Origin of the sequence: Chromobacterium fluminis (assembly GCF_011602385.1) — a bacterium.
Classification (GTDB): Bacteria; Pseudomonadota; Gammaproteobacteria; order Burkholderiales; family Chromobacteriaceae; genus Chromobacterium; species Chromobacterium fluminis.
The window spans coordinates 38,254-61,673 of sequence record NZ_JAAOMA010000032.1 but is presented as its reverse complement, the minus strand read 5'-3'; the positions used below and the strand labels follow the sequence as shown (position 1 = coordinate 61,673).

At 61.6% G+C, this 23,420-nt stretch carries 19 protein-coding genes; 5 read left to right on the top strand and 14 right to left on the bottom strand.

The window, feature by feature from the left end; translation table 11 throughout:
• Positions 1 to 90: 90 nt before the first annotated feature.
• The 4 genes from HA052_RS19210 to HA052_RS19195 all read right to left on the bottom strand — a co-directional run bounded on the left by HA052_RS19210 (position 91) and on the right by HA052_RS19195 (position 5,100).
• Positions 91 to 801: a hypothetical protein gene (locus HA052_RS19210; RefSeq protein WP_166453140.1), complete on the bottom strand. Its 711-nt coding sequence runs from the start codon at positions 799 to 801 to the stop codon at positions 91 to 93.
• A 316-nt stretch (positions 802 to 1,117) separates the two neighbouring features.
• On the bottom strand, positions 1,118 to 1,594 hold the full coding sequence (locus HA052_RS19205; protein WP_166453139.1) for a VOC family protein: 477 nt from the start codon (positions 1,592 to 1,594) through the stop codon (positions 1,118 to 1,120).
• Between the two features lie 192 nt (positions 1,595 to 1,786).
• Positions 1,787 to 4,045: a formate C-acetyltransferase gene (pflB, locus tag HA052_RS19200; RefSeq protein WP_166453138.1), complete on the bottom strand. Its 2,259-nt coding sequence runs from the start codon at positions 4,043 to 4,045 to the stop codon at positions 1,787 to 1,789.
• 227 nt (positions 4,046 to 4,272) lie between these two features.
• Positions 4,273 to 5,100 (bottom strand): formate/nitrite transporter family protein, encoded by an 828-nt coding sequence (locus HA052_RS19195; RefSeq protein ID WP_166453137.1) that lies wholly within the window; start codon positions 5,098 to 5,100, stop codon positions 4,273 to 4,275.
• A 1,524-nt stretch (positions 5,101 to 6,624) separates the two neighbouring features.
• On the opposite strand from HA052_RS19195, the gene HA052_RS19190 reads away from it, so the two are divergent.
• Positions 6,625 to 7,914 (top strand): HAAAP family serine/threonine permease, encoded by a 1,290-nt coding sequence (locus HA052_RS19190; RefSeq protein ID WP_166453136.1) that lies wholly within the window; start codon positions 6,625 to 6,627, stop codon positions 7,912 to 7,914.
• 86 nt (positions 7,915 to 8,000) lie between these two features.
• A complete protein-coding gene (locus HA052_RS19185; protein WP_081551230.1) occupies positions 8,001 to 9,401 on the top strand; it encodes an L-serine ammonia-lyase in 1,401 nt (466 codons plus the stop codon).
• 218 nt (positions 9,402 to 9,619) lie between these two features.
• On the opposite strand, the gene HA052_RS19180 is transcribed toward HA052_RS19185, so the two are convergent.
• The 9 genes from HA052_RS19180 to HA052_RS19140 form a co-directional block, all read right to left on the bottom strand.
• The gene (locus HA052_RS19180) at positions 9,620 to 10,420 is read right to left on the bottom strand and encodes an anti-sigma factor family protein (RefSeq protein ID WP_166453135.1); all 801 of its coding nucleotides are present in this window, start codon (positions 10,418 to 10,420) and stop codon (positions 9,620 to 9,622) included.
• Positions 10,420 to 10,938: an RNA polymerase sigma factor gene (locus HA052_RS19175; RefSeq protein WP_166453134.1), complete on the bottom strand. Its 519-nt coding sequence runs from the start codon at positions 10,936 to 10,938 to the stop codon at positions 10,420 to 10,422. Before HA052_RS19175 ends, HA052_RS19180 begins: the two co-directional genes overlap by 1 nt.
• Positions 10,935 to 11,921, bottom strand: coding sequence for a YncE family protein (locus tag HA052_RS19170; protein WP_166453133.1), 987 nt, complete (start codon positions 11,919 to 11,921; stop codon positions 10,935 to 10,937). The genes HA052_RS19175 and HA052_RS19170 overlap by 4 nt, the downstream gene beginning before the upstream one ends.
• Positions 11,908 to 12,267, bottom strand: a complete 360-nt coding sequence (locus HA052_RS19165) for a COG4315 family predicted lipoprotein (protein WP_166453132.1) — start codon at positions 12,265 to 12,267, stop codon at positions 11,908 to 11,910. Before HA052_RS19165 ends, HA052_RS19170 begins: the two co-directional genes overlap by 14 nt.
• 231 nt (positions 12,268 to 12,498) lie before the next feature.
• Positions 12,499 to 14,199, bottom strand: coding sequence for an ABC transporter ATP-binding protein (locus tag HA052_RS19160; RefSeq protein WP_166453131.1), 1,701 nt, complete (start codon positions 14,197 to 14,199; stop codon positions 12,499 to 12,501).
• A gap of 17 nt (positions 14,200 to 14,216) precedes the next feature.
• Entirely contained in the window at positions 14,217 to 15,281 is a 1,065-nt protein-coding gene (locus HA052_RS19155; protein WP_166453130.1) for an ABC transporter permease, read from the bottom strand.
• Between the two features lie 16 nt (positions 15,282 to 15,297).
• The gene (locus tag HA052_RS19150) at positions 15,298 to 16,239 is read right to left on the bottom strand and encodes an ABC transporter permease (protein WP_166453129.1); all 942 of its coding nucleotides are present in this window, start codon (positions 16,237 to 16,239) and stop codon (positions 15,298 to 15,300) included.
• A gap of 48 nt (positions 16,240 to 16,287) precedes the next feature.
• Positions 16,288 to 18,093 (bottom strand): ABC transporter substrate-binding protein, encoded by a 1,806-nt coding sequence (locus HA052_RS19145; protein WP_166453128.1) that lies wholly within the window; start codon positions 18,091 to 18,093, stop codon positions 16,288 to 16,290.
• Positions 18,094 to 18,301: 208 nt separating this feature from the next.
• Positions 18,302 to 19,135, bottom strand: a complete 834-nt coding sequence (locus HA052_RS19140; protein ID WP_166453127.1) for an SDR family NAD(P)-dependent oxidoreductase — start codon at positions 19,133 to 19,135, stop codon at positions 18,302 to 18,304.
• A 187-nt stretch (positions 19,136 to 19,322) separates the two neighbouring features.
• Between HA052_RS19140 and HA052_RS19135 the strand changes: the two genes are divergently transcribed.
• From HA052_RS19135 to dxs, 3 genes are read left to right on the top strand one after another with little or no spacing between them, the layout of a single operon-like run.
• Positions 19,323 to 19,625 carry an exodeoxyribonuclease VII small subunit gene (locus tag HA052_RS19135; RefSeq protein WP_439823244.1) on the top strand — a complete coding sequence of 101 codons (303 nt, stop codon included), beginning with the start codon at positions 19,323 to 19,325 and terminating at the stop codon, positions 19,623 to 19,625.
• The gene (locus HA052_RS19130; RefSeq protein WP_081548169.1) at positions 19,615 to 20,511 is read left to right on the top strand and encodes a polyprenyl synthetase family protein; all 897 of its coding nucleotides are present in this window, start codon (positions 19,615 to 19,617) and stop codon (positions 20,509 to 20,511) included. Before HA052_RS19135 ends, HA052_RS19130 begins: the two co-directional genes overlap by 11 nt.
• 13 nt (positions 20,512 to 20,524) lie before the next feature.
• Positions 20,525 to 22,375 carry a 1-deoxy-D-xylulose-5-phosphate synthase gene (dxs, locus tag HA052_RS19125; RefSeq protein WP_166453126.1) on the top strand — a complete coding sequence of 617 codons (1,851 nt, stop codon included), beginning with the start codon at positions 20,525 to 20,527 and terminating at the stop codon, positions 22,373 to 22,375.
• A gap of 75 nt (positions 22,376 to 22,450) precedes the next feature.
• Here dxs and HA052_RS19120 read toward each other — a convergent pair whose 3' ends face one another.
• Positions 22,451 to 23,233 carry an alpha/beta fold hydrolase gene (locus HA052_RS19120; RefSeq protein ID WP_166453125.1) on the bottom strand — a complete coding sequence of 261 codons (783 nt, stop codon included), beginning with the start codon at positions 23,231 to 23,233 and terminating at the stop codon, positions 22,451 to 22,453.
• Positions 23,234 to 23,420 lie beyond the last annotated feature (187 nt).

Sequence of the window (23,420 nt, the reverse complement as noted above, 5' to 3'; positions counted from 1 at the left end):
AGATGCCGCCGATCACTTGGAAGCAAGCAGCCAACCAGTTTGCTATTCTGTTCGGCGAGCGCTTCACTGACGCTCTCGGCTGAGATTTGTTTAACCGACCTCGGCACACAGAATTCCTGACACCTCCGCAAACACACTTGAAATAGCCAAGGTAATTACAGGCTTTGCCTTAACAAAGTCGAATACTCTGTAGTACAGTTGCTTTCGAATTTGTTTTGTCTCTTTTTGCACTGTATTAATTGTTTGATTAGACACGCGCTCGTTTCTTAGCCGTTCTTCGCACTCACCACACACAACAGGTTTATTGCAAGACTCAACCAGATCAGACTTAATGCCATTCATATCGAAAAGGCACCCGCGCGTTTCATCATGAGTGAAACTTGGGGCTTCGCTAAACCCCGGCATCTTGTTCCCTGAACGGAGATAGAGAAGTGTATAGGCATAGAGAACTCGAAGGATTGCATTTTCAAGCGGGATGTTTTCCCAAGCAAGAAATTCCCTAATTTGGCTGAACGTAAAGACGACCTGATTATTTCCGAGTCGCCTGCAGTACCAGTTGTTTTCAATCGGAACGTTGACGATTGTCAAGAGAAAATCTGCGCCGGAGAGGGCAGGAAGCTGCTTTCTCAAGAGGTCGTCGGAAAACTCCCAGTCAGGGCCATCTGAATCACAGCGCAGATCAAAATTATCAATTCCCCCGACAAGCTCAAATACTTCTGAGCTCCACGCGGAGACCCGCCGGAGGTTTAGATGTAACGGGAGGTGGCCGATTGTGACGAGCTTTATTTTTACTTTTTCCATATGTATGATTATTTAAAAAGCATTGAGAAAACATATAGCATTACAAATGAATAATACTGGTAGAGTGCTGTATCCTCTGGATAGCACAACAGCCGGGAAGCCCGCGCTCCAGGCTATTTTGAGATTCCAGGAAATATTTACGAGGATATTTGCAGTAATACGCGGCGCAAGCAATGACATAGGAATTTTTATGTCCGCGGTGCAGGCTGTCATCCTGTGAGCCCCTCTCGCTTACGGCTGCTTTGGAGCAATTTCCTTGAGATCCGTTACTGGCAGTCAGCCGCCCCCAGCAAAGATAAAACTTTCCCACTCATAACTACCCCCTCCTCGCCTTCTCAATCCCCGCAATATCAATCTTCACCACCCCCATCATCGCGTCGAACACCCGCTTGGCGGCAGCGCGGTCCGGATCGGCCAACGCCTCGGTCAACGCGCGCGGGGTGATTTGCCAGCTCAGGCCCCATTTATCCTTGCACCAGCCGCAGGCGCTGGCCTGGCCGCCGTTGCAGACAATGGCTTGCCACAGGCGGTCGGTTTCGGCCTGGTCTTCGGTGGTCACTTGGAAGGAAAAGGCTTCGCTGTGTTTGAAAACAGGGCCTCCATTGATACCCAGACAGGGAATGCCTAGCACGGTGAACTCCACGGTGAGCACATCGCCTTCTTTGCCGGCAGGGTAATCGCCGGGCGCGCGCAGCACAGCGCCGACGCGGCTATCCGGGAAGGTGGCGGCGTAGAAACGCGCGGCGTCTTCGGCGTCGCCGTCGTACCACAGGCAGATGGTGTTCTTGTGCATGCCCCCCTCCTCCGACGCGCTTGGGTGTCGCTGGCGCTCAGAAAGAATGACGTATAAATGAAACCATTTTATAGCACATGGGCATTTTTTGCGGCACTGATCCAAAACCGCCGCGCATAAAAAAAGCCTCCCCTAGGAGGGGAGGCTTGGCGCGGTGCCGGCTGGCCGTCGCGATGGCCAGCGGCCTTGCGCTTACATGCTGCCGTGGAAGGTGCGGTTGATCACGTCCAGCTGTTGCTCGCGCGTCAGCTTGACGAAGTTCACCGCATAGCCGGACACGCGGATGGTCAGTTGCGGGTACAGCTCCGGGTGTTCCATCGCGTCCATCAGGGTTTCGCGCTTGAACACGTTGACGTTGACGTGGAAGCCGCCGGCGTCGGAGAAGCCGTCCAGGCAGTTGGCCAGGTTGGCTACGCGTTCTTCTTCGCTATGGCCCAATGCGTCCGGGGTGGCGGAGGCGGTCCAGCTGATGCCGTCCAGCGCGGCTTCGTACGGCAGCTTGGCTACCGATGCGCCTGCGGCGACAAAGCCTTTCACGTCGCGGCCGTTCATCGGGTTGGCGCCTGGGGCGAACGGTTCGCCGGCGCGGCGGCCGCACGGGGTGTTGCCGGTTTTCTTGCCGTACACCACGTTGGAGGTGATGGTGAGCACGGACTGAGTCGGCATGGCATTGCGATAGAAGTGCGGCTGGGCCTTGATCTTGTCCATGAAGGTTTCGGTCAGCCATACCGCGATGCTGTCGGCGCGGTCATCGTTGTTGCCGTAAGCCGGGTAGTCGCCTTCGATCTTGTAGTCCACCGCCAGGCCCGCTTCGTTGCGGATGATGTGCACTTTGGCGTGCTTGATGGCGGACAGGGAGTCGGCGGCCACGGACAGGCCGGCGATGCCGCAAGCCATGGTGCGCAGGATGTCGCGGTCGTGCAGCGCCATTTCGATGCGTTCGTAGGCGTACTTGTCGTGCATGTAGTGGATGCAGTTCAGCGCCTTGACGTAAGTGGCGGCCAGCCAGTCCATCAGCAGGTCGAACTTGGGCATCAGTTCGTCGTAGGTCAGCACGTCGCTCTTGATCGGCTCAAAACCCTTGGCCACTTGCAGGCCGGATTTCTCATCCACGCCGCCGTTGATGGCGTAGAGCATGGCTTTGGCCAGGTTGGCGCGGGCGCCGAAGAATTGCATTTGCTTGCCGATGCGCATCGCGGAGACGCAGCAGGCGATGCCGTAGTCGTCGCCCCAGTGCGGACGCATCAGGTCGTCGTTTTCGTACTGGATGGAGCTGGTGTCGATGGACACTTTGGCGCAGAAGTCTTTGAAGCCGCGCGGCAGCTGGGTGGACCACAACACGGTCAGGTTGGGTTCCGGCGCCGGGCCCAGGTTGTACAGGGTGTTGAGGAAGCGGAAGCTGCTCTTGCTCACCAGGGTGCGGCCGTCTTCGCCCATGCCGCCGATGGATTCGGTCACCCAGGTCGGGTCGCCGGAGAACAGTTGGTCGTATTCCGGGGTGCGCAGGAAGCGCACGATGCGCAGCTTGATCACCAGGTCGTCGATCATTTCCTGGGCTTGTTCTTCCGTCAGCGCGCCGGAGGCCAGATCGCGCTCGATGTAGACGTCCAGGAAGGTGGCGACGCGGCCGAAGGACATGGCGGCGCCGTTTTGTTCTTTCACGGCGGCCAGGTAGGCGAAGTAGGTCCACTGCACCGCTTCGCGGGCGTTGACGGCCGGGCGGCTGATGTCGAAGCCGTATTTGGCGGCCATTTGCTTCAGTTCGTCCAGCGCGCGGAATTGTTCGGACAGTTCTTCGCGCAGGCGCAGCACGTCTTCGTTGAAAACGGCGTCGTCCAGCTCATGGAATACTTTTTGGCGTTCGGCGCGCAGGAAGTCGGTGCCGTACAGGGCCACGCGGCGGTAGTCGCCGATGATGCGGCCGCGGCCGTAGGCGTCCGGCAAGCCGGTGATCACGCCGGATTTACGCGCGGCCATGATGTCCGGGGTGTAGGTGTCGAACACGCCCTGGTTGTGGCTCTTGCGGTAGTGGGTCCACACGTCCTTGATGACCGGGTCCAGCTTGAAGCCGAAGGCTTCCAGGCCGTTTTCAACCATGCGCAGACCGCCGTTGGGCATGATGGCGCGCTTGAGCGGCGCATCGGTTTGCAGGCCGACGATGACTTCGCTGGCTTGGTCGATGTAGCCGGCGTCATGCGCGGTGATGGAGCTGCCGCGGTCCGCGGCTACGTCCAGCACGCCACGGGCGCGTTCTTCTTTCAGCAACTCGCTCAGGGTGTCCCACAGCTTTTGGGTGCGCGCGGTAGCGGGCGCCAGGAAGCTGGCGTCGCCTTCAAACGGCTTGTAGTTCAGCTGGATGAAGTTGCGGACATCCACCTTGCTTTGCCATTCACCACCGGTGAAATCGCGCCAGGGGTTGGCTTGAGTCGCGTCACGATTCAGAGCATCCATGTGTGCCTCCTAGTAACTATCAGTAAATGTTGAGTACTGAACATATTGTACATTCGGTTTCGAAAAAAATCGTTTGATCAAGATCAAATGCCGCAGACTAAAACCCGGTTTCCAAACCGGGTGCCGCGCCGGCAAAATTCCTTAAAAAACGCTTTATTTTCAATACCCTGAAATCCACCATCAACACGCCGTCATTGTAGCCGGCGCATTACATTCGAAAACGAACATCAAACACGGCTTCCGAGCGCCGTCGCGGCCGGTTTTGCGGCTTCGCGACGCACCGGCAGGGTGTGACGCTCCAGCAAGTAGACCACTAGGCCCACGCCCAGCGCGCCGCCGGCGATATTGCCCAGGGTGGCCGGAATCATATTGTGCAGGATAGCGGCGGCGTCCAGGCCTTGCATGCCGTGCAACAGGGCCAGCGAGAAGAAGGCCATATTGGCGATGCTGTGCTCAAAGCCGGAGAAGAAGAACACGAAGACCAGCAGCAGGATCATCAGCATCTTGGCCGCGTCGCCGGCCATGCGCAACGGCACCCATACCGCCAGACAGATCACCCAGTTGCACAGCGCGCCCTTCCAGAAGATTTCCCAAGCGCCGGCGTGAACCTTGTGCGCGGCCACGTTGAACAGCAGATGGTCGGCCGGCAGGCTGCCCATGCCGCCCGCTCCGGCAAACACCGCGGTGAACAACAACACGCCCAGCAAATTGCCCAGATAGACCATGGTCCAGCTGCGCAGCAGATTGCACACGCGGCAATCGCCGCTGAGCACGCCGATGCTGAAGTACATGACGTTGCTGGTGAACAGCTCCAGCTTGCAAACGATGATGCTGACCAGGGCCACGCCGAAGAAGCCGGCCACGGCGATGTAGTAGCCGGGAGAGCCGACGGCGAAGAAGACCTGGCCCAGCTTGAGGCTGACGCTGAGCACGACGGCGATCAGCGCGCCGGCCATGCCGGCGCTTAATAGGTAGCGCCCGGGGTGCTGTCGCAGCACGGTCTGTTTGGAGGCGGCTTCGGCCGCGACGTAGGCGAGTGTGGAGGCGTGATTCATGTTTTTCATTTCGCGAGCTTGAGCAGAGCCGCTGTCATGCGGGCCAACCTTATTAGAAAGCCTATCAACTGATCATGCCGTCTCTAAGGCTGGCTGGCGGAGAGGCCGGCTCAAGCCCAGTTCCTGCAATGTGTTTGTTGGCCACCTAGGAGGTTGGTTCCCATGCGAACGGATGCGCTGATTGTTGGTTCACGAAAATTTTATGTTCGTATTGCATCATTGTTGTTTGATAACTATCAAACGCAGGTCTTTCCCTTGCACACTTCTACTCAAGCCTTTCTTTTTACAACATGTCCGGCAAGGGATTTTCGGCCCCGCCGCGGTTCAGCCACCACCTAAGAGCGTGCTTACGGTTTAGCGAGCCAAAGCGAGACAAGACGAAAACAGCTGAGAAAGCGGAATTTACGAGTGGTACATGAGCATTTCGAAGCCGTACTCACCGTGAGGCGTCTCACCACGCGCAGCAGATCGTGAACAGGTTCTAAGGCCGCCAGCCCTCCTTACGAACTTCAAAGTTTGCCGCGCTTCTGCGGAACAGTCAGATAGAGACCTACAAGCGGCTTCAGAATGCTCATGCACCGCTTGTACATTCCTTATCTTCAACGACAAGGTCACGCCTCGTTCTTGCTCGCGAGACTTTGCACAGGCTCTTAGGCGAATGGAAAGCTCGATAGCCAACAATAAAAAACACCATGAAAATCATATAGATAATAGACAAACGATCGTTTGAACGCCGATGGCATGTTGGAAACCAACCAAATATTGTTCGTTTTGAAATATTTTTGTTCGTTTTCGAAAACAATTTTGTCGCTCAAATTTCATATTATGATACTCCACAGCCTCTTCCCCGCCAGACTGATATAGCAAATATCTTGACGTAAACCCCTGCTCCCAACACCTACCCCGCTACCCCTACCCTCGGCACAAACCTTAAATTAACTCATTATATTCATCAACTTACAAAACAATCGCCAACCTTTTTTTCACCCTCTCCACATCAGCGCCCCACACCTAAGCCATAGCGCACACCATGCCATTGGCGTGTTGCTCCGTGCTACAACTGCCTAGAACTATTGTGCAAAGTCGATGCACTTTTTCAAGCAAGCGCTCGATTTCACTCAGCAACAATCAGCAAAGCAACATGAAAACAAAACAATCCGAAAATTGGAATATTCCCCATATTGGTGCACTTCTAAGCCATTTTATAATGATTACCCTTTATTTTTCGTGTTTTTAAACCAAAAATAAGCAATCATCATGATATTGATAAGACATCAACAGCAAATAGCAATTGTTCGGATGTTCGTTTTGCTTCAAAATAAAGTTGATTAGAATCAACTGATGTTCTGAAAGGTGTAACCGCTGCGGTACAACTGCCTATACCATGCACATCAATGAAGCGTGACTCACTAATCAGCGGTTCCCGCTACTGACTAAAAGTCTAGCTAGCAAGAGATAAACGGCGCGTCGCTGAGCGGCACGTCAAAACGATTACCCCATTTGTCTTTTATGAAGGCCAATATCATGTCTCAAGCCGTTTCCACCCCCCTGCCCAAATCAGGCGCTTCGTCCTCTTGGACCAAGCAAGATACCGTCTGGATGTTGGGTCTGTACGGCACCGCCATTGGCGCCGGCACCCTGTTCCTGCCCATCAACGCCGGCATCGGCGGCCTGTGGCCGCTGATCGTCATGGCGCTGCTGGCCCTGCCGCTGACCTTCTTCGCTCACCGCGGCCTCACCCGTTTCGTGCTGTCCAGCTCCAAGCCGGGCGCGGATATCACTGAAGTCGTGGAAGAGCACTTCGGCGTGGGCGCCGGCAAGTTGATCACCCTGCTGTACTTCTTCGCCATCTACCCCATCTTGTTGGTGTACAGCGTGGCCATCACCAACACCGTGCAGTCCTTCATGGTCAACCAGCTGGGCGTGTCCGCTCCGCCGCGCGCCATTCTGTCGCTGATCCTGATCCTGGGTCTGATGGCCATCGTGCGCCTGGGCGAGAAGATGATCGTCAAGGCCATGAGCGTGTTGGTTTACCCCTTTGTCGCCTGCCTGATGCTGCTGGCGCTGTACCTGGTTCCGGAATGGAACAGCTCGGCCATCCAGCAAGCCGGCAGCCTGGGCGACGCCCTGTCCCACGGCGCGTTCTACAAGACGCTGTGGCTGGCCATCCCGGTCATGGTGTTCTCCTTCAACCACTCGCCCATCATTTCGTCCTTCTCGGTTGACCAGCAGAAGCTGCATGGCGACGCCGCAGAACCGGCCGCCGGCCGCGTACTGATCCGCGCTCACGTCATGATGGTGCTGTCGGTGATGTTCTTCGTGTTCAGCTGTGTGTTCAGCCTGTCCCCGGCCGACCTGGCCGCCGCCAAAGCGCAGAACATTTCCATCCTGTCCTACCTGGCCAACCACTTCCGCAACCCGGTGATTGAATGGGTGGCTCCGCTGATCGCCATGGTCGCCATCAGCAAGTCCTTCCTGGGTCACTACCTGGGCGCCAAAGAAGGCTTCAACGGCCTGATCATCAAACAGCTGCGCCAGAGCGGCAAGACTATCGAAACCGCCAAGCTGGACCGCTTCACCGCCGTGTTCATGATCATCACCACCTGGGCTGTAGCCACTTTCAACCCCAGCATCCTGGGCATGATCGAAACCCTGGGCGGCCCGGTCATCGCGATGCTGCTGTTCCTGATGCCGATGTACGCCATCGCCAAAGTGCCGGCCATGAAGAAATACTCCGGCGCCGCCAGCAACATCTTCGTGGTTCTGATCGGCCTGATCGCCATCTCCGCCATCTTCTACGATCTGTTCGCCTGATCGCCCTTCTCTGACAGCCCGGCCGGTCACGGCCGGCCGGGTTCCTCAGCATCAAGCCAAAGTATCAAGCCAAGAGGTAAGCAATCATGTTCAGCATGACTGATATCTACAAAATCGGCGTAGGCCCCTCCAGTTCCCACACCGTCGGTCCGATGAAAGCCGGCCACCAGTTCCTGGGCTCGCTCAAGGAAACCGGCCGCTTCAACCAAGTCACCCATGTCCACGTGGATTGCTACGGCTCGCTGGCCCTGACCGGCAAGGGCCATTGCACCGACCACGCCATCATTCTGGGCCTGGCCGGCAATCTGCCGGACACCGTGGACCCGGAACAGACTCCGGCCTTGATCGCCGATGTGGAAAAAACCCACCAGTTGACGCTGGGCCGCACCCATCAGCGCGTGGGCTTTGATATGGACTTCCACACCGCCAACCTGCCGATGCACGAAAACGGCATGCAGATCCACGCCTTTGTTGGCGACGAGTGCGTGCTGACCAAGACGTATTATTCGATCGGCGGCGGCTTCATCGTGGACGAGGAGCATTTCAATCAGAGCTCCTGCAGCGACACCCCGGTGCCTTATCACTTCCTCAGCGCGCAGCAGATGATGGATATGTGTGAGGAAACCGGCCTGTCCATTTCCGCGCTGGTGATGGAAAACGAAAAAGCCTTCCACGAAGCCAAGGATGTCGAGCAGCACTTCGCCAAGGTGTGGGATGTGATGAAGACCAGCATAGACCGCGGCATGCGCACCGAGGGCAATCTGCCCGGCCCGATGCGGATTCCGCGCCGCGCGCCGGCGCTGCACCGCATGCTGACCAGCTCCTTGCAAGTGGCCAATGACCCGATGAGCGTGATGGACTGGGTCAATATGTACGCGATGGCGATGTCGGAAGAAAACGCGGCCGGCGGCCGCGTGGTCACCGCGCCCACCAACGGCGCCTGCGGCATCGTGCCGGCGGTCTTGGCCTACTACAACCACTTCATCCAGCCGCTGGACGAGGACAGCTGCCTGCGCTTCTTCCTGTCTTCCGGCGCCATTGGCTGCCTGTTCAAGCTGAACGCGTCGATCTCCGGCGCCGAGGTGGGCTGTCAGGGCGAGGTGGGCGTGGCTTGTTCCATGGCCGCGGCCGGCCTGACCGAACTGATGGGCGGCAGCCCGTCCCAGGTGTGCATGGCGGCGGAAATCGCCATGGAGCACAACCTGGGCCTGACTTGCGACCCGGTGGGCGGCCAGGTGCAGATTCCCTGCATCGAGCGCAACGCCATCGCCGCGGTCAAGGCCATCAACGCCGCGCGCATGGCCATGCACCGCGTCAGCAGCCCCAAGGTGTCGCTGGACAAGGTGATCGCCGCCATGTACGAAACCGGCAAGGACATGGACGCCAAGTACCGTGAAACCTCCTGCGGCGGCCTGGCCCTGCAGATCGTGACCGAGAACAAGGTTGCGCCGGCCCAAGCCATCCGCTGGGTGAACGACGCGGCCTGAACTTAGGCCAGCCGTCAAAAGACAACGCCGCCGGGGCCAACCGGCGGCGTTTTTTTACGCTGCGGCTCAGAACCTGTTTACGATCTGCTGCGCGTCGGCGGGATGGATAGAAATGGGCGTTGAAACCAAGCTCAGTGCCCATGTACCACCGGTACATTCCGCTTTTTCGCTCGTTTTCGCCTTGTCTCGCCTTAGCTCGCGAGAGCGTAAACACGTTCTCAAGAAACCCGCAACTGACGATGCGCCGCCTCCGCCAATCTCCCCAGTTCATCCCGCGCCAAGCCGGCCGACAAGGCATAGGCGAAGCGGCCGTCCCACCAATAAAACACATTCACCGGCCCCTGGCTGGCGAAGCGGAAGCCGGCGTCGCGACGCGCCGCGGCCGTGGTGGCCACGTACAAGGTCATGCGCTGACCGGCGGCGTTGTGGTACATGAACTGGGCCACCGGCCCTTGTTCGCCCGGCAACAGCCGGCCGCCGATCAACTCATACCCTTGCGCGCTCAGCAGCGGCGGCTTCACCCGGCTTTGCAGGCGCTTGGACAGCCAGGCCACCAGCTGGTCCTGATGCTCGGCGTCGATTTCCACCGGCCGCTTCACATCCGGGCTGTACACCACATGCGCCATCGCCGCCAAGCTGGGCAGGCGCTCCTGGCTGTCCGCCGCGGCAACCAACGGCGCAGCCGGCGCTTGCTGCTGACCGCGCAGCAACCAGCCGCCGCCGCCGCCCAGCGCCAACATCAATAGGGACGCGGCCGCGCCCTGCCACCATGGCACGCTCCACCCTCGCCGCAGCGGGGCCGGCGGCGGCAGCGCGGCGGCCAGCAGACGCGGCGGGATAGGCTCTCGCAAGGCCGGCTCGAACAAGGCGCCGATGTCGTCTTGCAAGCGGCGGTAAGCCCGCAGCCGCTCCCGCGCCTCCGGGTGGTTTTCCAAATAGGCCTCCACCGCCGCGCGCCGCTCCAGCGGCAAGGCGTCGTCCAGATAAGCCTGCAATTCCTGTTCCGTGACCGTTTCCATCAAACCCCTCCTCCGACGGCCGGCGCGGCGCCCGCCTCCATCAAACCGCGCAAGCGTTCGCGCCCGCGGCTCAGCCGCGACATCACCGTGCCCAGCGGAATGTCCAGCGCCGCGGCAATTTGCTGATAGCTCATGTCCTCCAGCGCCAACAACAGCAGAACGGCGCGCTGTTCCTCCGGCAGCCGGGCCAGATTGGCCGCCAGTTCGCGCAGCGCCAGCCCGCGCTCCTGCGGCGCGTCCACCGTCAGCTCGGCCATATCCTCCGACAGCGGCTGCCGCCTGGCGCCGTAACGGCGGAAGTCGTCAATGTGCAGCCGGTGCATGATGCCGAACAGCCAGGGGCGCAAGTCGCGGTCCTCCCGCCATTGCCGCCACTTGCGCCAGGCTTGCTCCAGCGTGTCCTGCACCAGATCGTCCGCCGCGCCCTGATCAAACACCAGGGCGCGGGCATAACGCCGCAAACGCGGAATGCAGTCCACCAACAAATGGTGGAAGCGCTGTTGGGCGGCCTCGCTCATCCAGCGGCGGGGGCCAGCACCCGGACAATGGCCTTGCGCGTCAAATCCACCTCCGCAATGCCCAAATCTTCGTTCAACACCCAGGCCTTGCCGCTGTCCCGGCTGAAGCTGATGGCCTGGCGCGGCCCGCTGAAGCCGGTGATTTCCCCCACCGCCTTGAACGCCGGCAAGGCCACCACAGTGAGCGAGTGGCTCTTGAGGTTGCCGGAATACAAGAAGCGCCCATCCGGCCTCAAGGCCGCGCCGTAAGGCTCCTGCCCCACTTTCACCGTCTTGATCACGGCCCGGCTGGGCACATCCACCCAGGACAGCGTATCCGCGCCGCTGTTGGCGGCGAACACGCTGCGGCCGTCGCCGCTGACGGAGATGGCGCGCAGCTTGTCGAAACCGCCCACCTCGGCGCGGGTCTCCAGCTTGGCCGCGTCCACCAGGGTGATCTTGTCGCCCAGGAAGTTGGTGACGAACACGGTGCCGCCATCCGGCGACACCTTGATGCCCTGGCGCGGCTGAGCGAAGCCGGTCAGCACTTTTTCCACCTTCCATTGCGGGAGGTTCACCACGGTCAGGCTGCCGGCGGCCTGATTATTGACGTATAGCCGGCTGCCGTCCCGGCTCAGCGCGGTGCCGAAAGCCCCCGGCCCGATGGCCAGGCTGGCTTCCCGCGTCCAACTGCCCGCGTGCCAGCGCTCCACCACGCCCTTGCTGCTGTCCGAGACGTAGAAGCGTTCCCCGTCTGGGGCAAACACGATATTGCGCGGCGTGACAAAGCCCGGCAGTTCGCGCAGCAGCTTGCCGGCGCGCAAGTCATAGGCCAGCAGCGTGCCGCGGGAGCTGTTGCCGGCCAGGGCCAGCGTTTCCGCAGGATTGACCGCCAGGGTGTTGTTGCGGATTTGCGGATCGAAAGCCGCCGGCTCCTGCGCCCAGGCCAAGGGTGTCGACAACGCCGCCAACAGCAGCGCCGCCCTCGCTTTAACGCGCCACATGCCATACCTCCTTGAAGCCGTCGCCGGCGCGCTCGCCCGGCTTGCCGTCTTTGGCGAAACGGTACAAGGGCTTGCCTTGATACGCCCACTGCGTCTGGCCGTCGTCGCGGCGGATCCGGCTGAAACCCTCCGGCGCGCTGTCCTCGGCCGCCGCCAGCAAGGGCGGCCACAGCGCCGCGCAAGCCTGATTGCACGCGCTGCGGCCGCTGCCGGCCGCATCCTTGTCGAAGACGTATAGCGTCATGCCTTGCGCGTCCACCAGCGCGCCGTCGCGCCGCGACGCCGCCTCCCCGGCCAACGCGCCCATGCTCAGCGCCGTCAGCGCCACCGCCATCCATGCTTTCATCGCCCATCCTCCCGTTGTAGAACACGCGGCAACTGCCGGCCCTCACCTCAAGGCCTATGCGCCGCGACGCTCCATCTTGACGAAACCGCCGACCATTCGGCGTCCAGTCCGGGGTATACGGATGGCCAACGCGCTTTATTCCCGCCGCGATGCGTTTTTTTCAGTTCCTGCCGCCAAAGCATGAAAAAACCGCCGGTTTCCCGGCGGTTTTGTGCGAATGGCCATCAGCGCTTAGGCCGGCGCCATGCCCACCCAGCCCTGCGGAATGGACTCCAACAGCTTGCGGGTATAGCTCTCCCGCGGTTCGCGGTAGATCTGGTCCGCGTCCGCCTGCTCCACCACTTCGCCCTTGTTCATCACCATCACTTGGTCGGAGATGTGTTTCACCACCGCCAGATCGTGCGAGATGAATAGATAGGACAGACCGTATTCGTCCTGCAGGTCTTGCAGCAGGTTCAGCACTTGCGCCTGTACCGACACGTCCAGCGCCGACACCGATTCGTCGCAGATCAGCACTTCCGGCTTCAAGGTCAGGCAGCGCGCGATGGCGATGCGCTGACGCTGGCCGCCGGAGAATTCGTGCGGGTATTTCTGCAGCGCTCCGGCCGGCATCCCCACCTTGTCCAGCAGTTCCTGCGCCAGCTTGCGCCGTTCGCCGCCGTCGCGGCCGATGCCGTGCAGCTGCATCGGCTCGCTCAGGATCTGCTCCACGGTGAAGCGCGGGTTCAGCGAGGCGTAGGGGTTCTGGAAGATGATCTGGATGCGGCGTTTGTAAGCGTGGAAGGCCTTGGCGTCCATGCCCAGCAGGTCCTGGCCGTGGAACAGCGCCTGGCCGCCGCTGGCCTGGTGCAGCCGCACCAGGGTCAGACCGACGGTGGTCTTGCCGGAGCCGGATTCGCCGACGATGCCCAGGGTTTTGCCCTTGGCCAGTTTGAAGGACACGTCCTTGACCGCGTGGAACTGGCGTTTGCCGAACAAGCCTGCGCGCACGTCGAAGGATTTGCTCAGCCCGCGCACGTCCAGGATGATCTCGTCGTCCGCCCGGTAGCCGCGTTCGCGCTGCGGCGGCTCCACATAGCCACCCGGTTGCAGGAAGTCGTCGATCACCGCCAGCCGCTGCGGCCGGCGATCCAGGTGCGGCCGGCAGGCCAGCAGCGCCTTGGTGTAGGCGTCCTGCGGCGCGTCGAAGATTTGCTGCACCTTGCCCTGCTCGCGGATTTCTCCGTGACGCATGACGATGACTTCGTCGGCGAACTCGCCCACCACCCCCAGATCGTGGGTGATGAACAGCACCGCCATATCGTGTTTCTTTTGCAGGTCGGCGATCAGTTGCAGGATCTGCTTCTGGATGGTGACGTCCAGCGCGGTGGTGGGTTCGTCGGCAATCAGCAGCTTGGGTTCGCAGGCGATGGCCATCGCGATCATCACCCGTTGCTGCTGGCCGCCGGACAACTGGTGCGGGTAGCTGTCCACCTTGCTTTCCGGTTCCGGCAGGCCCACTTCGCGCAACAGTTCGATCGCGCGCCGGCGCGCGGCGCGGCGGCCCAGCTTGGCGTGCAGCATCAGGGCTTCCATGATCTGCTCGCCCACGCTGAACACCGGGTTCAGCGAGCTCATCGGCTCCTGGAAGATCATCGCGATGTCTTTGCCGCGCAGCGCGCGCATCTCGGCGCCGCCGGCCTTGAGCAGATCCCGCCCTTGCAGCAGGATCTGGCTGTCCGGGTGGATGCTGGCGTGCTGCGGCGACAGCAGGCGCATGATGGCCATGGAGGTCACGGATTTGCCGGAGCCGGATTCGCCCACCAAGGCCACGGTGCGCTTGGCCGGAATGTCGAAGCTGACGCCCTTGAGCGCCTGGAATTCGCCGCCGTTCTCCTGGCGGAACGCCACTTTGAGGTTGCGCACCGACAGCAGGGTCTGGTTTTGGGTCATGGTTTGTTCTCCCCCACTCACTTCACCGCCGCGCGCGGGTCCAGCGCGTCGCGCAGCGCATCGGTCAACATGCTGAAAGCGGTCACCAAGGTGGACATGAACAGCACCACCATGGCCAGTTGCCACCAATAGCCCTGCAACAGCTCTTCCGGCACTTCCGCCAGCATGGAGCCCCAGCTCACCTGGCGCACGTCCACGCCGAAGCCCAGGAAGGACAGGATCACTTCGTACTTGATCAGGCCCACCATCAAGAGGGAGAACTGCACCAGCAGCAGGTGGGAAACATTGGGCAGGATGTGGATGAACATGCGGCGGCTATGGCTGGCGCCAATGGCGTCCGCCGCCTGCACATATTCGCGCGAGCGGTTCTTGATGAACTCGGCGCGCACCAGACGGAAGGTGCCGGTCCAGCTGGTCAGCGACAGCACCAGGATGACGGTGGCGATGCCGCGCCCGGCCACGGCGGCGAAGGCGAGCAGCAACAGCATGTCCGGCACCGAGGTGAACACGCTGTAGAACCACATCAGGAAATCATCCACCTTGCGGCCGAAGTAGCCGGCCATCGCGCCCAGCGAGGTGCCGATCAGGATGGACAGCAGCGCGCCGAAGAAGCCCACCAGCAGCGAAGTAGCCGTGCCCTTGATCACCTTGTCCAGGATGTCGCGGCCGCGCTGGTCCGCGCCGAAGGTCAGCGACGCCACCTTCTTCACTTCCGGCACCGCGTATTGGGCGGCGTGCGGGCGCGCGGCTTCCAGCCAGTCGTGGATCGGATCTTCCGACGGCTTCAGCCGTTCGGTGGGCACGATGGCGGTGGACGGGCCGCCGGCGGCGGGCGGGGTTTCCTGCTGGCGGAATTGTTCCAGCAGCAAGGTGGGCGGCGCGTAGGAAGCGGCGATCTCGTCGTTCCAGCCGCGGCCGGCCAGGTTGAGCCAACCGGCGGCGGCCAGCAGCATGAAGGCCACCACCACCCACAGGGAGACGAAGCCGATACGGTCGCGCTTTAAGCGTTGCCAGCCCAGCGCCCACAGGCTGCGCGAGGGGGCGGCCGGCGGCGCGCCGGCGGTATTGTGCAATGTTGTCATGTCTTGTGCTCCGCGCTCACTTGAGTTGCACGCGTGGATCGATCCACTTGTAGATGATGTCGGCCAGCAGGTTGAACACCATGGCGGCGGCGGCGATGGTCACGGTAATGGCTTTGATTACCGGAAAATCGCTCTTGTCCACCGCCATCAGGAGTTCATTGCCCATGCCGGGAATGCCGAAAAAGCGCTCCAGCAGCATCGAGCCCAGCACCAGGAAGGGCAAGGACATCATCACCGCGGTGACCACCGGGATCAGCGCGTTGCGCAGCACGTGCTTGAACAGCACGGTTTTTTCCGACAAGCCCTTGGCGCGCGCGGTGCGCACGTAGTCGTGGCCCAGTTCTTCCACCACAAAGCTGCGGTAGAAACGCACATTGGGCGCCAACGACACCAGCATGCCCAGGATCAGCGGCAGCGGCACGTAGATCAGCAGGCTGCGCAACAGGCTGTCGTCGTCCCAGCCCATCACCGGAAACCAGTCCAGTTTGAAGGCCAGCAGGTACTGGCCAACGATGATGTAGGCCAGCGAACTGATGGACATGGCCACGGTGCAGATCAGCGTCACCATGCGGTCGGTCAGGGTGCCGCGGTAGTAAGCCACGACGATGGCGATGGGCAGCGCGGTCAGCAGTTCGAACACCAGCAAGGTGCCGGTCAGCGTCAGCGAGGGGCCGATGCGCGAAGCCAGCGTGGCGGTGACGGACTGCTGGGTGGACCAGGAGGTGCCGAAATCGAAGGCGGCCACTTGCTTGACGAAGAGCCAGAACTGCTGCGGCAAGCTCAGGTCCAGGCCCAGCTGGGCGCGGATATTGGCCATGATTTCCGGCGTCAGGCGCTTGCCCGCCAGGATGTAGGTGGGGTCTCCGCCCACCCAGTTGAACAGCACGAACACCAGCAGCATGACGCCGAACATCGTCGGCACCATCTGCCAGATTCGGCGGATGATGAAATTGAACATCTGCTTCTCCAGAATATAGCGGCGCGGCTGCGCCCCGGATCAAGGCGCTTAGCGGCGCTTGCTCAGGTCGATGTCGACATAACGCCAGGACACGCCCACCGTGGCCAGCGGATGCGGTTTGTAACCCTTGAGATAGTCGTGACTGACGATGTTTTCGAAGCGGGTCACGCCCAGCACATAGGGCTGATAGGCGGCCGCCACCCGATTCATGCGGTCGAACAGCGCGTCGCGCTCCGGGCCGTTGGGCAGCACTTGCGAAGCCTCGTAGGCCTTGTCGAACTCCGGCCGGCTGAAGAACGGCAGGTTGCCGATGCCGATCTGCTTGCTCCACAAGCCGGTGACGAAATCGTCGCCGTCCGGAATGGCGGCGGAACCGCCCAGCGACCACATCTGCACCTTGCCGGCGTAGGCGGCCTTGAGGTTTTCATTCCACTTGGCCACTTTGAAGGTGACGCGCAGCTTGATGCTGTCAAAGGCCTTCTGCCAGATCTGGTTGAACTGCTTGTCAAAAGCGCTGCCCTGGGTGGCCTGGGTGATCAGTAGCGGCTGGCCGTTGGGCTGGCGGCGGTAGCCGTCCGGGCCTATCTTGTAGCCGGCCTGGTCCAGCAGGGCGTTGGCCAGCGCCGGATCGAAGTCCGCCGCGCCGCGAAAGCGCGGATCGTTGCCCACCATGTTCAAGGGCACCAGGTTTTGCAGCTGGATGGCCTGTCCGCTGTACAAGAGCTTGATCACTTCCTGACTGGGATAGGCCATGGCGATGGCGCGACGCAAGGCAATCTTTTGCTTGCTGTAGCCGCCCACCGCCGGGTCCCGCATATTGAAGAAGGCGTAAGTCAGGTCCATGCCCAGGTTGTGGTGCAGGCGGATGCCGCGCTGCGCCAGCGTCGGGTTGAGGCTGGCCTGGAAAGGGTTGGCCTCGCTGCTGTGCACGGTGGAGGGAATGGCGGACTTGGGCACGCCGATGTAGTCGATCTGCTTGTTGAGGAAAGACAGCCAGCGCGGCTGTTCTTCTTCTATCACCTTGATGTCGATGCGGCCGATGACCGGCAGGGTCTTGCCCCGCAATTGATCGGCGATCTCGCGGTCCTGCGGCGGCGCGTCGGCAGCCGGCTCGTCGGAGAACACTTCCTTGCGGTAGCCGGGGTTGGCTTCCAGAATGATGCGGTTGCCCGGCTTCCATTCCTTCAGCATGAACGGACCGGTGCCCACCGGGTGGGCGTTGGTGTTGCTGTCATAAGTTTCAATCACCTCGCGCGCCACCGCGCCGCTGAATTTGGCGGCCACGGTGTAGAGGAAGTTGTAATTGGGCTTTTTCAGCGTCAGCTGCAGGGTGTAGCGGTCCAGCGCCTTAACGCCTTCGATAGGCTTGTCGTAATCGAAGCGCCCTTTCTTGCTGGCCGCGCTGCCCGCCTCCGCCAACCCCAGCACGTAGTCGGTATAGGAAGTGGCGTTGGGCGAGCTGACCTTGGGGTCGGCGAAGCGCTTGATGCTGTAGGCGTAGTCCGCCGCGGTCAGCTCCCGCTTTTTGCCCTTGAAGGCCGGGTCGTCGGCAAAGTAGATGCCGGGTCGTACCTTGAAAGTGAACACCTTGCCGTCCGCCGAAATCTCCGGCAGCGCCTGGGCGGTGCCCGGCTTGAGCTTGACCGGCCGCGCCAGATAATCGTATCTGAGCAGATTGTCGAAAATGTTCTCGATCACGCCCAGCGAATAGATGTCGCTCATTTTGGCCGGGTCGAAGCCGGTCTCCGGCGCCAGGAAGGACACCTTCAACGTCTTGGTCATATCGGCCGCCTGCGCGGACGCGAACAGGCCTGCCCCCGCCAGCAGCAGGGGCAGCCATTTCCAGCGATTCATCTCGCTTACTCCTTTGTGTCACGGAGCCGGGAAACCCGGCGTCTCTATTGTTATGCCTGCTCCAGCATGAGGAAATGCCATGAGCAAGTGCCGTGACTGTAAAGCGAATCCGCAGGCTAGATCAACTAGAAACTATCAAAATGTCATCAAAGAAAAAACATGCCTATGCATAGAAAAACTCATGCTAAGCCAAGGACTTGGCGCCGCCTCAAGTCGCCGCGCGCAATGCCCAGTCAAAACAACGGGTTGGCAGCAAACGGCGCAGCCACCAGTACAATTTGGTGGGAAACGTCACCCGGTAGCGCGCCGCCGGCTTGGCTGCGGTGATGGCGCGGTATACCGCCTCGGACACCGCGCTGGCCGGCAGGGTGAACGGCGCGGCGTGGCCCTCTTTCTTTAGCCGCGCCAGTTGCTGCTGATAGGCTTCACGGTGAAAACTGGCGTCGATGTCCACGTTCTTCAGGAAACGCGCCAGCGCATTGGGGCGGAAACGGCTTTCTATCGGCCCCGGCTCCACCAGGGAGACATGGATATTGGTGCCGTGCAGCTCGTGACGCAGGGTGTCGCACAGACCTTCCATCGCGAACTTGCTGGCGTTGTAAGCGCCGCGCCAGCGCATGGCGGCGAAGCCCAGGATGGAGCTGTTGAACACGATGCGGCCATGTCCCTGGGCCCGCATCACTTTGAGCGCGGCGTTGCTCAGCTCCCAGGGCCCGAACAGATTGGTCTCGAACTGCTCGCGCATCGCCGCCCGGCTGATGTCCTCCACCGCGCCCGGCTGGCCGAAGCCAGCGTTGTTGAACAAGGCGTCCAGACGCCCGCCTGCCATCTCCACCGCCTGGGCCAGGCCGTCGCGGATGGAGTCGGCGTCGTCCACGTCCAGCCGGATGCAGCTCATGCCCTCGCTGCGCAAGCGCTCCACGTCGGCGGCGGCACGGCAGCTGGCGATCACGCGCCAGCCGCGCTGGGCCAGGATCACGGCGGTGTGGTAGCCGATGCCGCTGGAGCAGCCGGTAATCAGAATGGATGGTTGCGAATGCATGCTGGCCCCTGTCGTTTTCAATTGGCGACACCCTACCGCAAATGCGGGCGACGGGGAATTGTCCGCTAGGCGCGTTCCCTTTCCGCGCCGTTAGCATCCCAACAGCATCCGCGCTTGCCGAAAGCGCTCAATCGCCTCTGTCGCCGCACCCGGTAATTGGACTAGAATGACGGCCTTAAAGAGCCGCCTGCGCCCACGCGACACCGACGGAACCCGCACGGCCCGGCCACCACGAAAGCACAATAAGGAAAACGCCATGGCTAAAGCCAGCAAAGCGCCGGCCAGTTTCGAAACCGCACTGGCCCAACTGGAAGACATCATCCAGGCGATGGAAAGCGGCGACATGCCGCTGGAAACGGCGCTCGGCTCCTACAAGCAGGGCATAGAATTGATCAAGTTCTGCCAGACCAAACTGGCCGACGCGGAACAGCAGCTGAAAATCCTGGAAAACAACGAACTCAAACCGCTGGAATTGTCCAATGGCCAATAAACCTTTCATGGCCTGGATGACCGAGATCCAGCAGCAAGTGGAAGGCGCGCTGGAACGCCTGCTGCCCTCCGATCAGCACACGCCGCAAAAATTGCACGAAGCGATGCGCTACGTCTGCCTGGGCGGCGGCAAGCGGGTGCGTCCGCTGTTGGTGTTCGCCGCCGGCGAACTGGTGGGCGCCTCGGCCGACAACCTGGCTCGCATCGGCGCCGCGCTGGAGATGGTCCACGTCTATTCCCTGGTGCACGACGATATGCCCTGTATGGACGACGACGTGCTGCGCCGCGGCAAGCCCACCTGCCACGTGGCTTACGACGAAGCCACCGCCCTCTTGGCGGGCGACGCGCTGCAAACCCACGCTTTCGACACGCTGAGCGCGCCGCTGCCGGGCGTGGCACCCGCGGCTCAGCTCGCCATGGTTCACACCCTGGCCCGCGCCGCCGGCCACGCCGGCATGGCCGGCGGCCAGGCCATAGACCTGGCCAGCGTGGGCAAGGCGCTGAATCAGCCGGAACTGGAATACATGCATTTGCTGAAAACCGGCGCGCTGATCCGCTCGTCGGTCTTGCTGGGCGCCATGGCCGGCCGGCCGTTGAGCGAGGAGGAAACCGCCCGTCTGGACGTGTTCGCCAAGCGCATGGGCCTGGCCTTCCAGGTAGTGGACGATGTGCTGGACTGCGAGGCGGACACCGCGACGCTGGGCAAAACCGCAGGCAAGGACGCCGCCCACGACAAGCCCACCTACGTCAGCCTGATGGGGCTGTCCGAAGCCAAGCAGTTTGCCCGCGACTTGCGCGACGAGGCCTTTGCCGCGCTGGAAGGATTTGGCGATTCCGCCCAACGATTGAAGGAGCTGGCCGACTACATCGTCGCGCGCTCGTTCTGAGAAGCAGAAAACTATGTATCCCTTGCTCGAGACCATTCAAAGCCCCGCCGACCTGCGCAAGCTGTCGCGCCAGCAGCTTGCGCCGCTGGCCACGGAACTGCGCGACTTTCTGGTGGAAAGCGTCAGCAAGACAGGCGGCCACTTCGCCTCCAACCTGGGCAGCATCGAACTGACCATCGCCCTGCACTATGTCTTCAACACCCCGGACGACCGCCTGGTGTGGGACGTGGGCCACCAAACCTATCCGCACAAGATCCTGACCGGCCGCCGCGAGCGCATGGGCAGCATGCGCCAGAAAGGCGGCTTGGCCGGCTTTCCCAAGCGCGACGAATCGGAATACGACACCTTCGGCGTCGGCCATTCCTCCACCTCCATCGGCGCGGCGCTGGGCATGGCGGTGGCGGCCAAGACTCAGGGCATAGAGCGCAAATGCGTGGCCATCATCGGCGACGGCTCCATGACCGCCGGCCAGGCCTTCGAGGCCCTCAACAACGCCGGCGCGATGGACACCGACCTGCTGGTGGTGCTCAACGACAACGAGATGTCCATCTCGCCCAATGTGGGCGCGCTGAACAACTACCTGGCCAAGCTGATGTCCGGCCGCTTCTACGCGGCGATGCGCGAAGGCTCCAGCAAGGTGCTGGGCATCGCTCCGCCGCTGAAGGAGATCGCCAGCAAGGTGGAGGAGCACGTCAAGGGCTTCTTCACCCCGGGCACCCTGTTCGAGGAGTTCGGCTTCAACTACATCGGCCCCATCGACGGTCACGACGTGGACGTGCTGGTGGACACCCTGAGCAATATCCGCAGCCTCAAGGGCCCCCAGTTCCTGCACATCGTCACCAAGAAAGGCCACGGCTACAAGCTGGCGGAGAGCGACCCGGTCAAATACCACGGCGTCACCAAGTTCGACCCCAACAACGGCCTGGCCAGCGGCAAGGGCGGCGGCAAGCCGCAGTACACCCAGGTGTTCGGCGACTGGATCTGCGACATGGCCAAGCGCGACCCGCGCCTGGTGGGCATCACCCCGGCGATGCGCGAGGGCTCCGGCCTGGTGCGCTTCGAGCAGGAACACGCGGACCGCTATTACGACGTGGCCATCGCCGAACAGCACGCGCTCACCTTCGCCGCCGGCCTGGCCTGCGACGGCGTCAAGCCGGTGGTGGCGATCTACTCCACCTTCCTGCAGCGCGCTTACGACCAACTAATCCACGACGTGGCGCTGCAAAACCTGCCGGTCTTGTTCGCCATCGACCGCGCCGGCCTGGTGGGCGCGGACGGCCCCACCCACGCCGGCGCCTTCGACCTGTCCTTCCTGCGCTGCATTCCCAATCTGACGGTGATGGCGCCCTCGGACGAAAACGAATGCCGGCAGATGCTGTACACCGGCTTCCAGATGAACAGCCCGGCCGCGGTGCGCTATCCGCGCGGCACCGGCCCCGGCGCCGAGATCCAGGCGGAAATGACGGCGCTGCCGCTGGGCAAGGGCCTGGTGCGCCGCCAAGGCGAAAAAGTGGCCATCCTCGCCTTCGGCAGCATGGTGACGCCGGCCCTGGCCGCCGCCGAGGCGCTGAACGCCACCGTGGCCGACATGCGCTTCGTCAAGCCGCTGGACGCGGAACTGGTGTGCCGGCTGGCGGAGAGCCACGATCTGATCATCACCGTGGAGGAAAACGTGGTGATGGGCGGCGCCGGTTCGGCCTGTGTGGAAGCGATGCAAGCAATGGGCATCCTCAAGCCGGTGCTGCAATTGGGCCTGCCGGACGATTACGTGGAGCACGGCGACCCGGCCGGCCTGCTGGCCGACTGCGGCCTGGACGCCGCCGGCATCGAGCGCAGCGTGCGCCAGCGGCTGGCGATGCTGTAAACCTGCCCCTCGCGGAAAAAACAAAGCCCGGCTAAGCCGGGCTTTGTTTTTACATGACACCGCCTTTGGAAACACTCAGGCCTCCAGCAGATTCAGTATCCTCTGCGCCGTTTCCACCGGCCGTTCCAGCGGAAACAGATGGCTGCCCTGCTGCATCTGCACCTGGATATTGAAGTGTTTGCGCATGAAGCGCAGGTCCGCCGGTTTCAACACGTCAGAGCCAACGCCGGCGATAAAGGCGGCCGGCACTTTCAATTGGCCGCGATAACGCGGAAAATCATGCGGCAGCGAACAATAGATGTCATGTTCAATCCGCGGACGGAATTTAAGCTTGCGCCCGCCCTGGCCGTCGTCCACGGTGCCGTGCTCGGCGTAGTCGGCCAGGCAGGCCGGATCGAAACGGGCGAACATCGGCTTGCGGGCGAAGTAGTCGTGAACCATGGCCACCGACGCCCAGTTGTCGCGCCGCTTCAGGGTGTTGCCGCCCGGGGTGACGCGGTCGATGAAGCCCAGCTTCTTGGCCAGCCAGATGCCGCGCGAGCGGAACGGCCCCATCAGCGGCGAATCCAGGATCACGATGCGCTTGAACAGCTCCGGCCGGCGCAAGGCGGCGTAGAACATCAGGAAGCCGCCCAGAGAATGGCCGACGCCGACGATAGGGTCATGATAGTGGCTTTCGATGTGAGCGATGGTTTCCTCCACCAGATGCGGCCAGCAGTCGGTGACCGGATAGGCCGGATCGTGGCCGATGGCATCGAGGAAGCCCACCTGGTGGTGCTCGCCCAGCGCGTCCAGGAGTTTGCCGTAAACCGAGGCCGGAAAACTGTTGGCATGAGCAAAGTGAATCGTTTCTCGCATGATGTCTGGTGTTGCGCCCTAGTTTTTATATGAATATTCTATCTTACCGTTTGCCCGAAATTTGAATTTAATGCATATTGTTTTCGCATAGCAAGACGCGGCCGCGACCAAGCCCGCCGCCCTCCGCACCCCGCCCGGCCGCCATGGAACCAATGCCTGCGCGCGCCGGTCATTCAAACGCTAACGA

Bases quoted from the DNA above. Each gene is read 5' to 3' on its own strand.
- HA052_RS19175 (WP_166453134.1), bottom strand. From the start codon at position 10,938: ATGAGCGAGGCCGCCCAACAGCGCTTCCACCATTTGTTGGTGGACTGC.
- HA052_RS19205 (WP_166453139.1), bottom strand. From the start codon at position 1,594: ATGCACAAGAACACCATCTGCCTGTGGTACGACGGCGACGCCGAAGAC.
- HA052_RS19185 (WP_081551230.1), top strand. From the start codon at position 8,001: ATGTTCAGCATGACTGATATCTACAAAATCGGCGTAGGCCCCTCCAGT.
- HA052_RS19120 (WP_166453125.1), bottom strand. From the start codon at position 23,233: ATGCGAGAAACGATTCACTTTGCTCATGCCAACAGTTTTCCGGCCTCG.
- HA052_RS19140 (WP_166453127.1), bottom strand. From the start codon at position 19,135: ATGCATTCGCAACCATCCATTCTGATTACCGGCTGCTCCAGCGGCATC.
- dxs (WP_166453126.1), top strand. From the start codon at position 20,525: ATGTATCCCTTGCTCGAGACCATTCAAAGCCCCGCCGACCTGCGCAAG.
- HA052_RS19160 (WP_166453131.1), bottom strand. From the start codon at position 14,199: ATGACCCAAAACCAGACCCTGCTGTCGGTGCGCAACCTCAAAGTGGCG.
- HA052_RS19190 (WP_166453136.1), top strand. From the start codon at position 6,625: ATGTCTCAAGCCGTTTCCACCCCCCTGCCCAAATCAGGCGCTTCGTCC.
- HA052_RS19130 (WP_081548169.1), top strand. From the start codon at position 19,615: ATGGCCAATAAACCTTTCATGGCCTGGATGACCGAGATCCAGCAGCAA.
- HA052_RS19145 (WP_166453128.1), bottom strand. From the start codon at position 18,093: ATGAATCGCTGGAAATGGCTGCCCCTGCTGCTGGCGGGGGCAGGCCTG.
- HA052_RS19170 (WP_166453133.1), bottom strand. From the start codon at position 11,921: ATGTGGCGCGTTAAAGCGAGGGCGGCGCTGCTGTTGGCGGCGTTGTCG.
- pflB (WP_166453138.1), bottom strand. From the start codon at position 4,045: ATGGATGCTCTGAATCGTGACGCGACTCAAGCCAACCCCTGGCGCGAT.
- HA052_RS19195 (WP_166453137.1), bottom strand. From the start codon at position 5,100: ATGAATCACGCCTCCACACTCGCCTACGTCGCGGCCGAAGCCGCCTCC.
- HA052_RS19210 (WP_166453140.1), bottom strand. From the start codon at position 801: ATGGAAAAAGTAAAAATAAAGCTCGTCACAATCGGCCACCTCCCGTTA.
- HA052_RS19180 (WP_166453135.1), bottom strand. From the start codon at position 10,420: ATGGAAACGGTCACGGAACAGGAATTGCAGGCTTATCTGGACGACGCC.
- HA052_RS19150 (WP_166453129.1), bottom strand. From the start codon at position 16,239: ATGTTCAATTTCATCATCCGCCGAATCTGGCAGATGGTGCCGACGATG.
- HA052_RS19155 (WP_166453130.1), bottom strand. From the start codon at position 15,281: ATGACAACATTGCACAATACCGCCGGCGCGCCGCCGGCCGCCCCCTCG.
- HA052_RS19165 (WP_166453132.1), bottom strand. From the start codon at position 12,267: ATGAAAGCATGGATGGCGGTGGCGCTGACGGCGCTGAGCATGGGCGCG.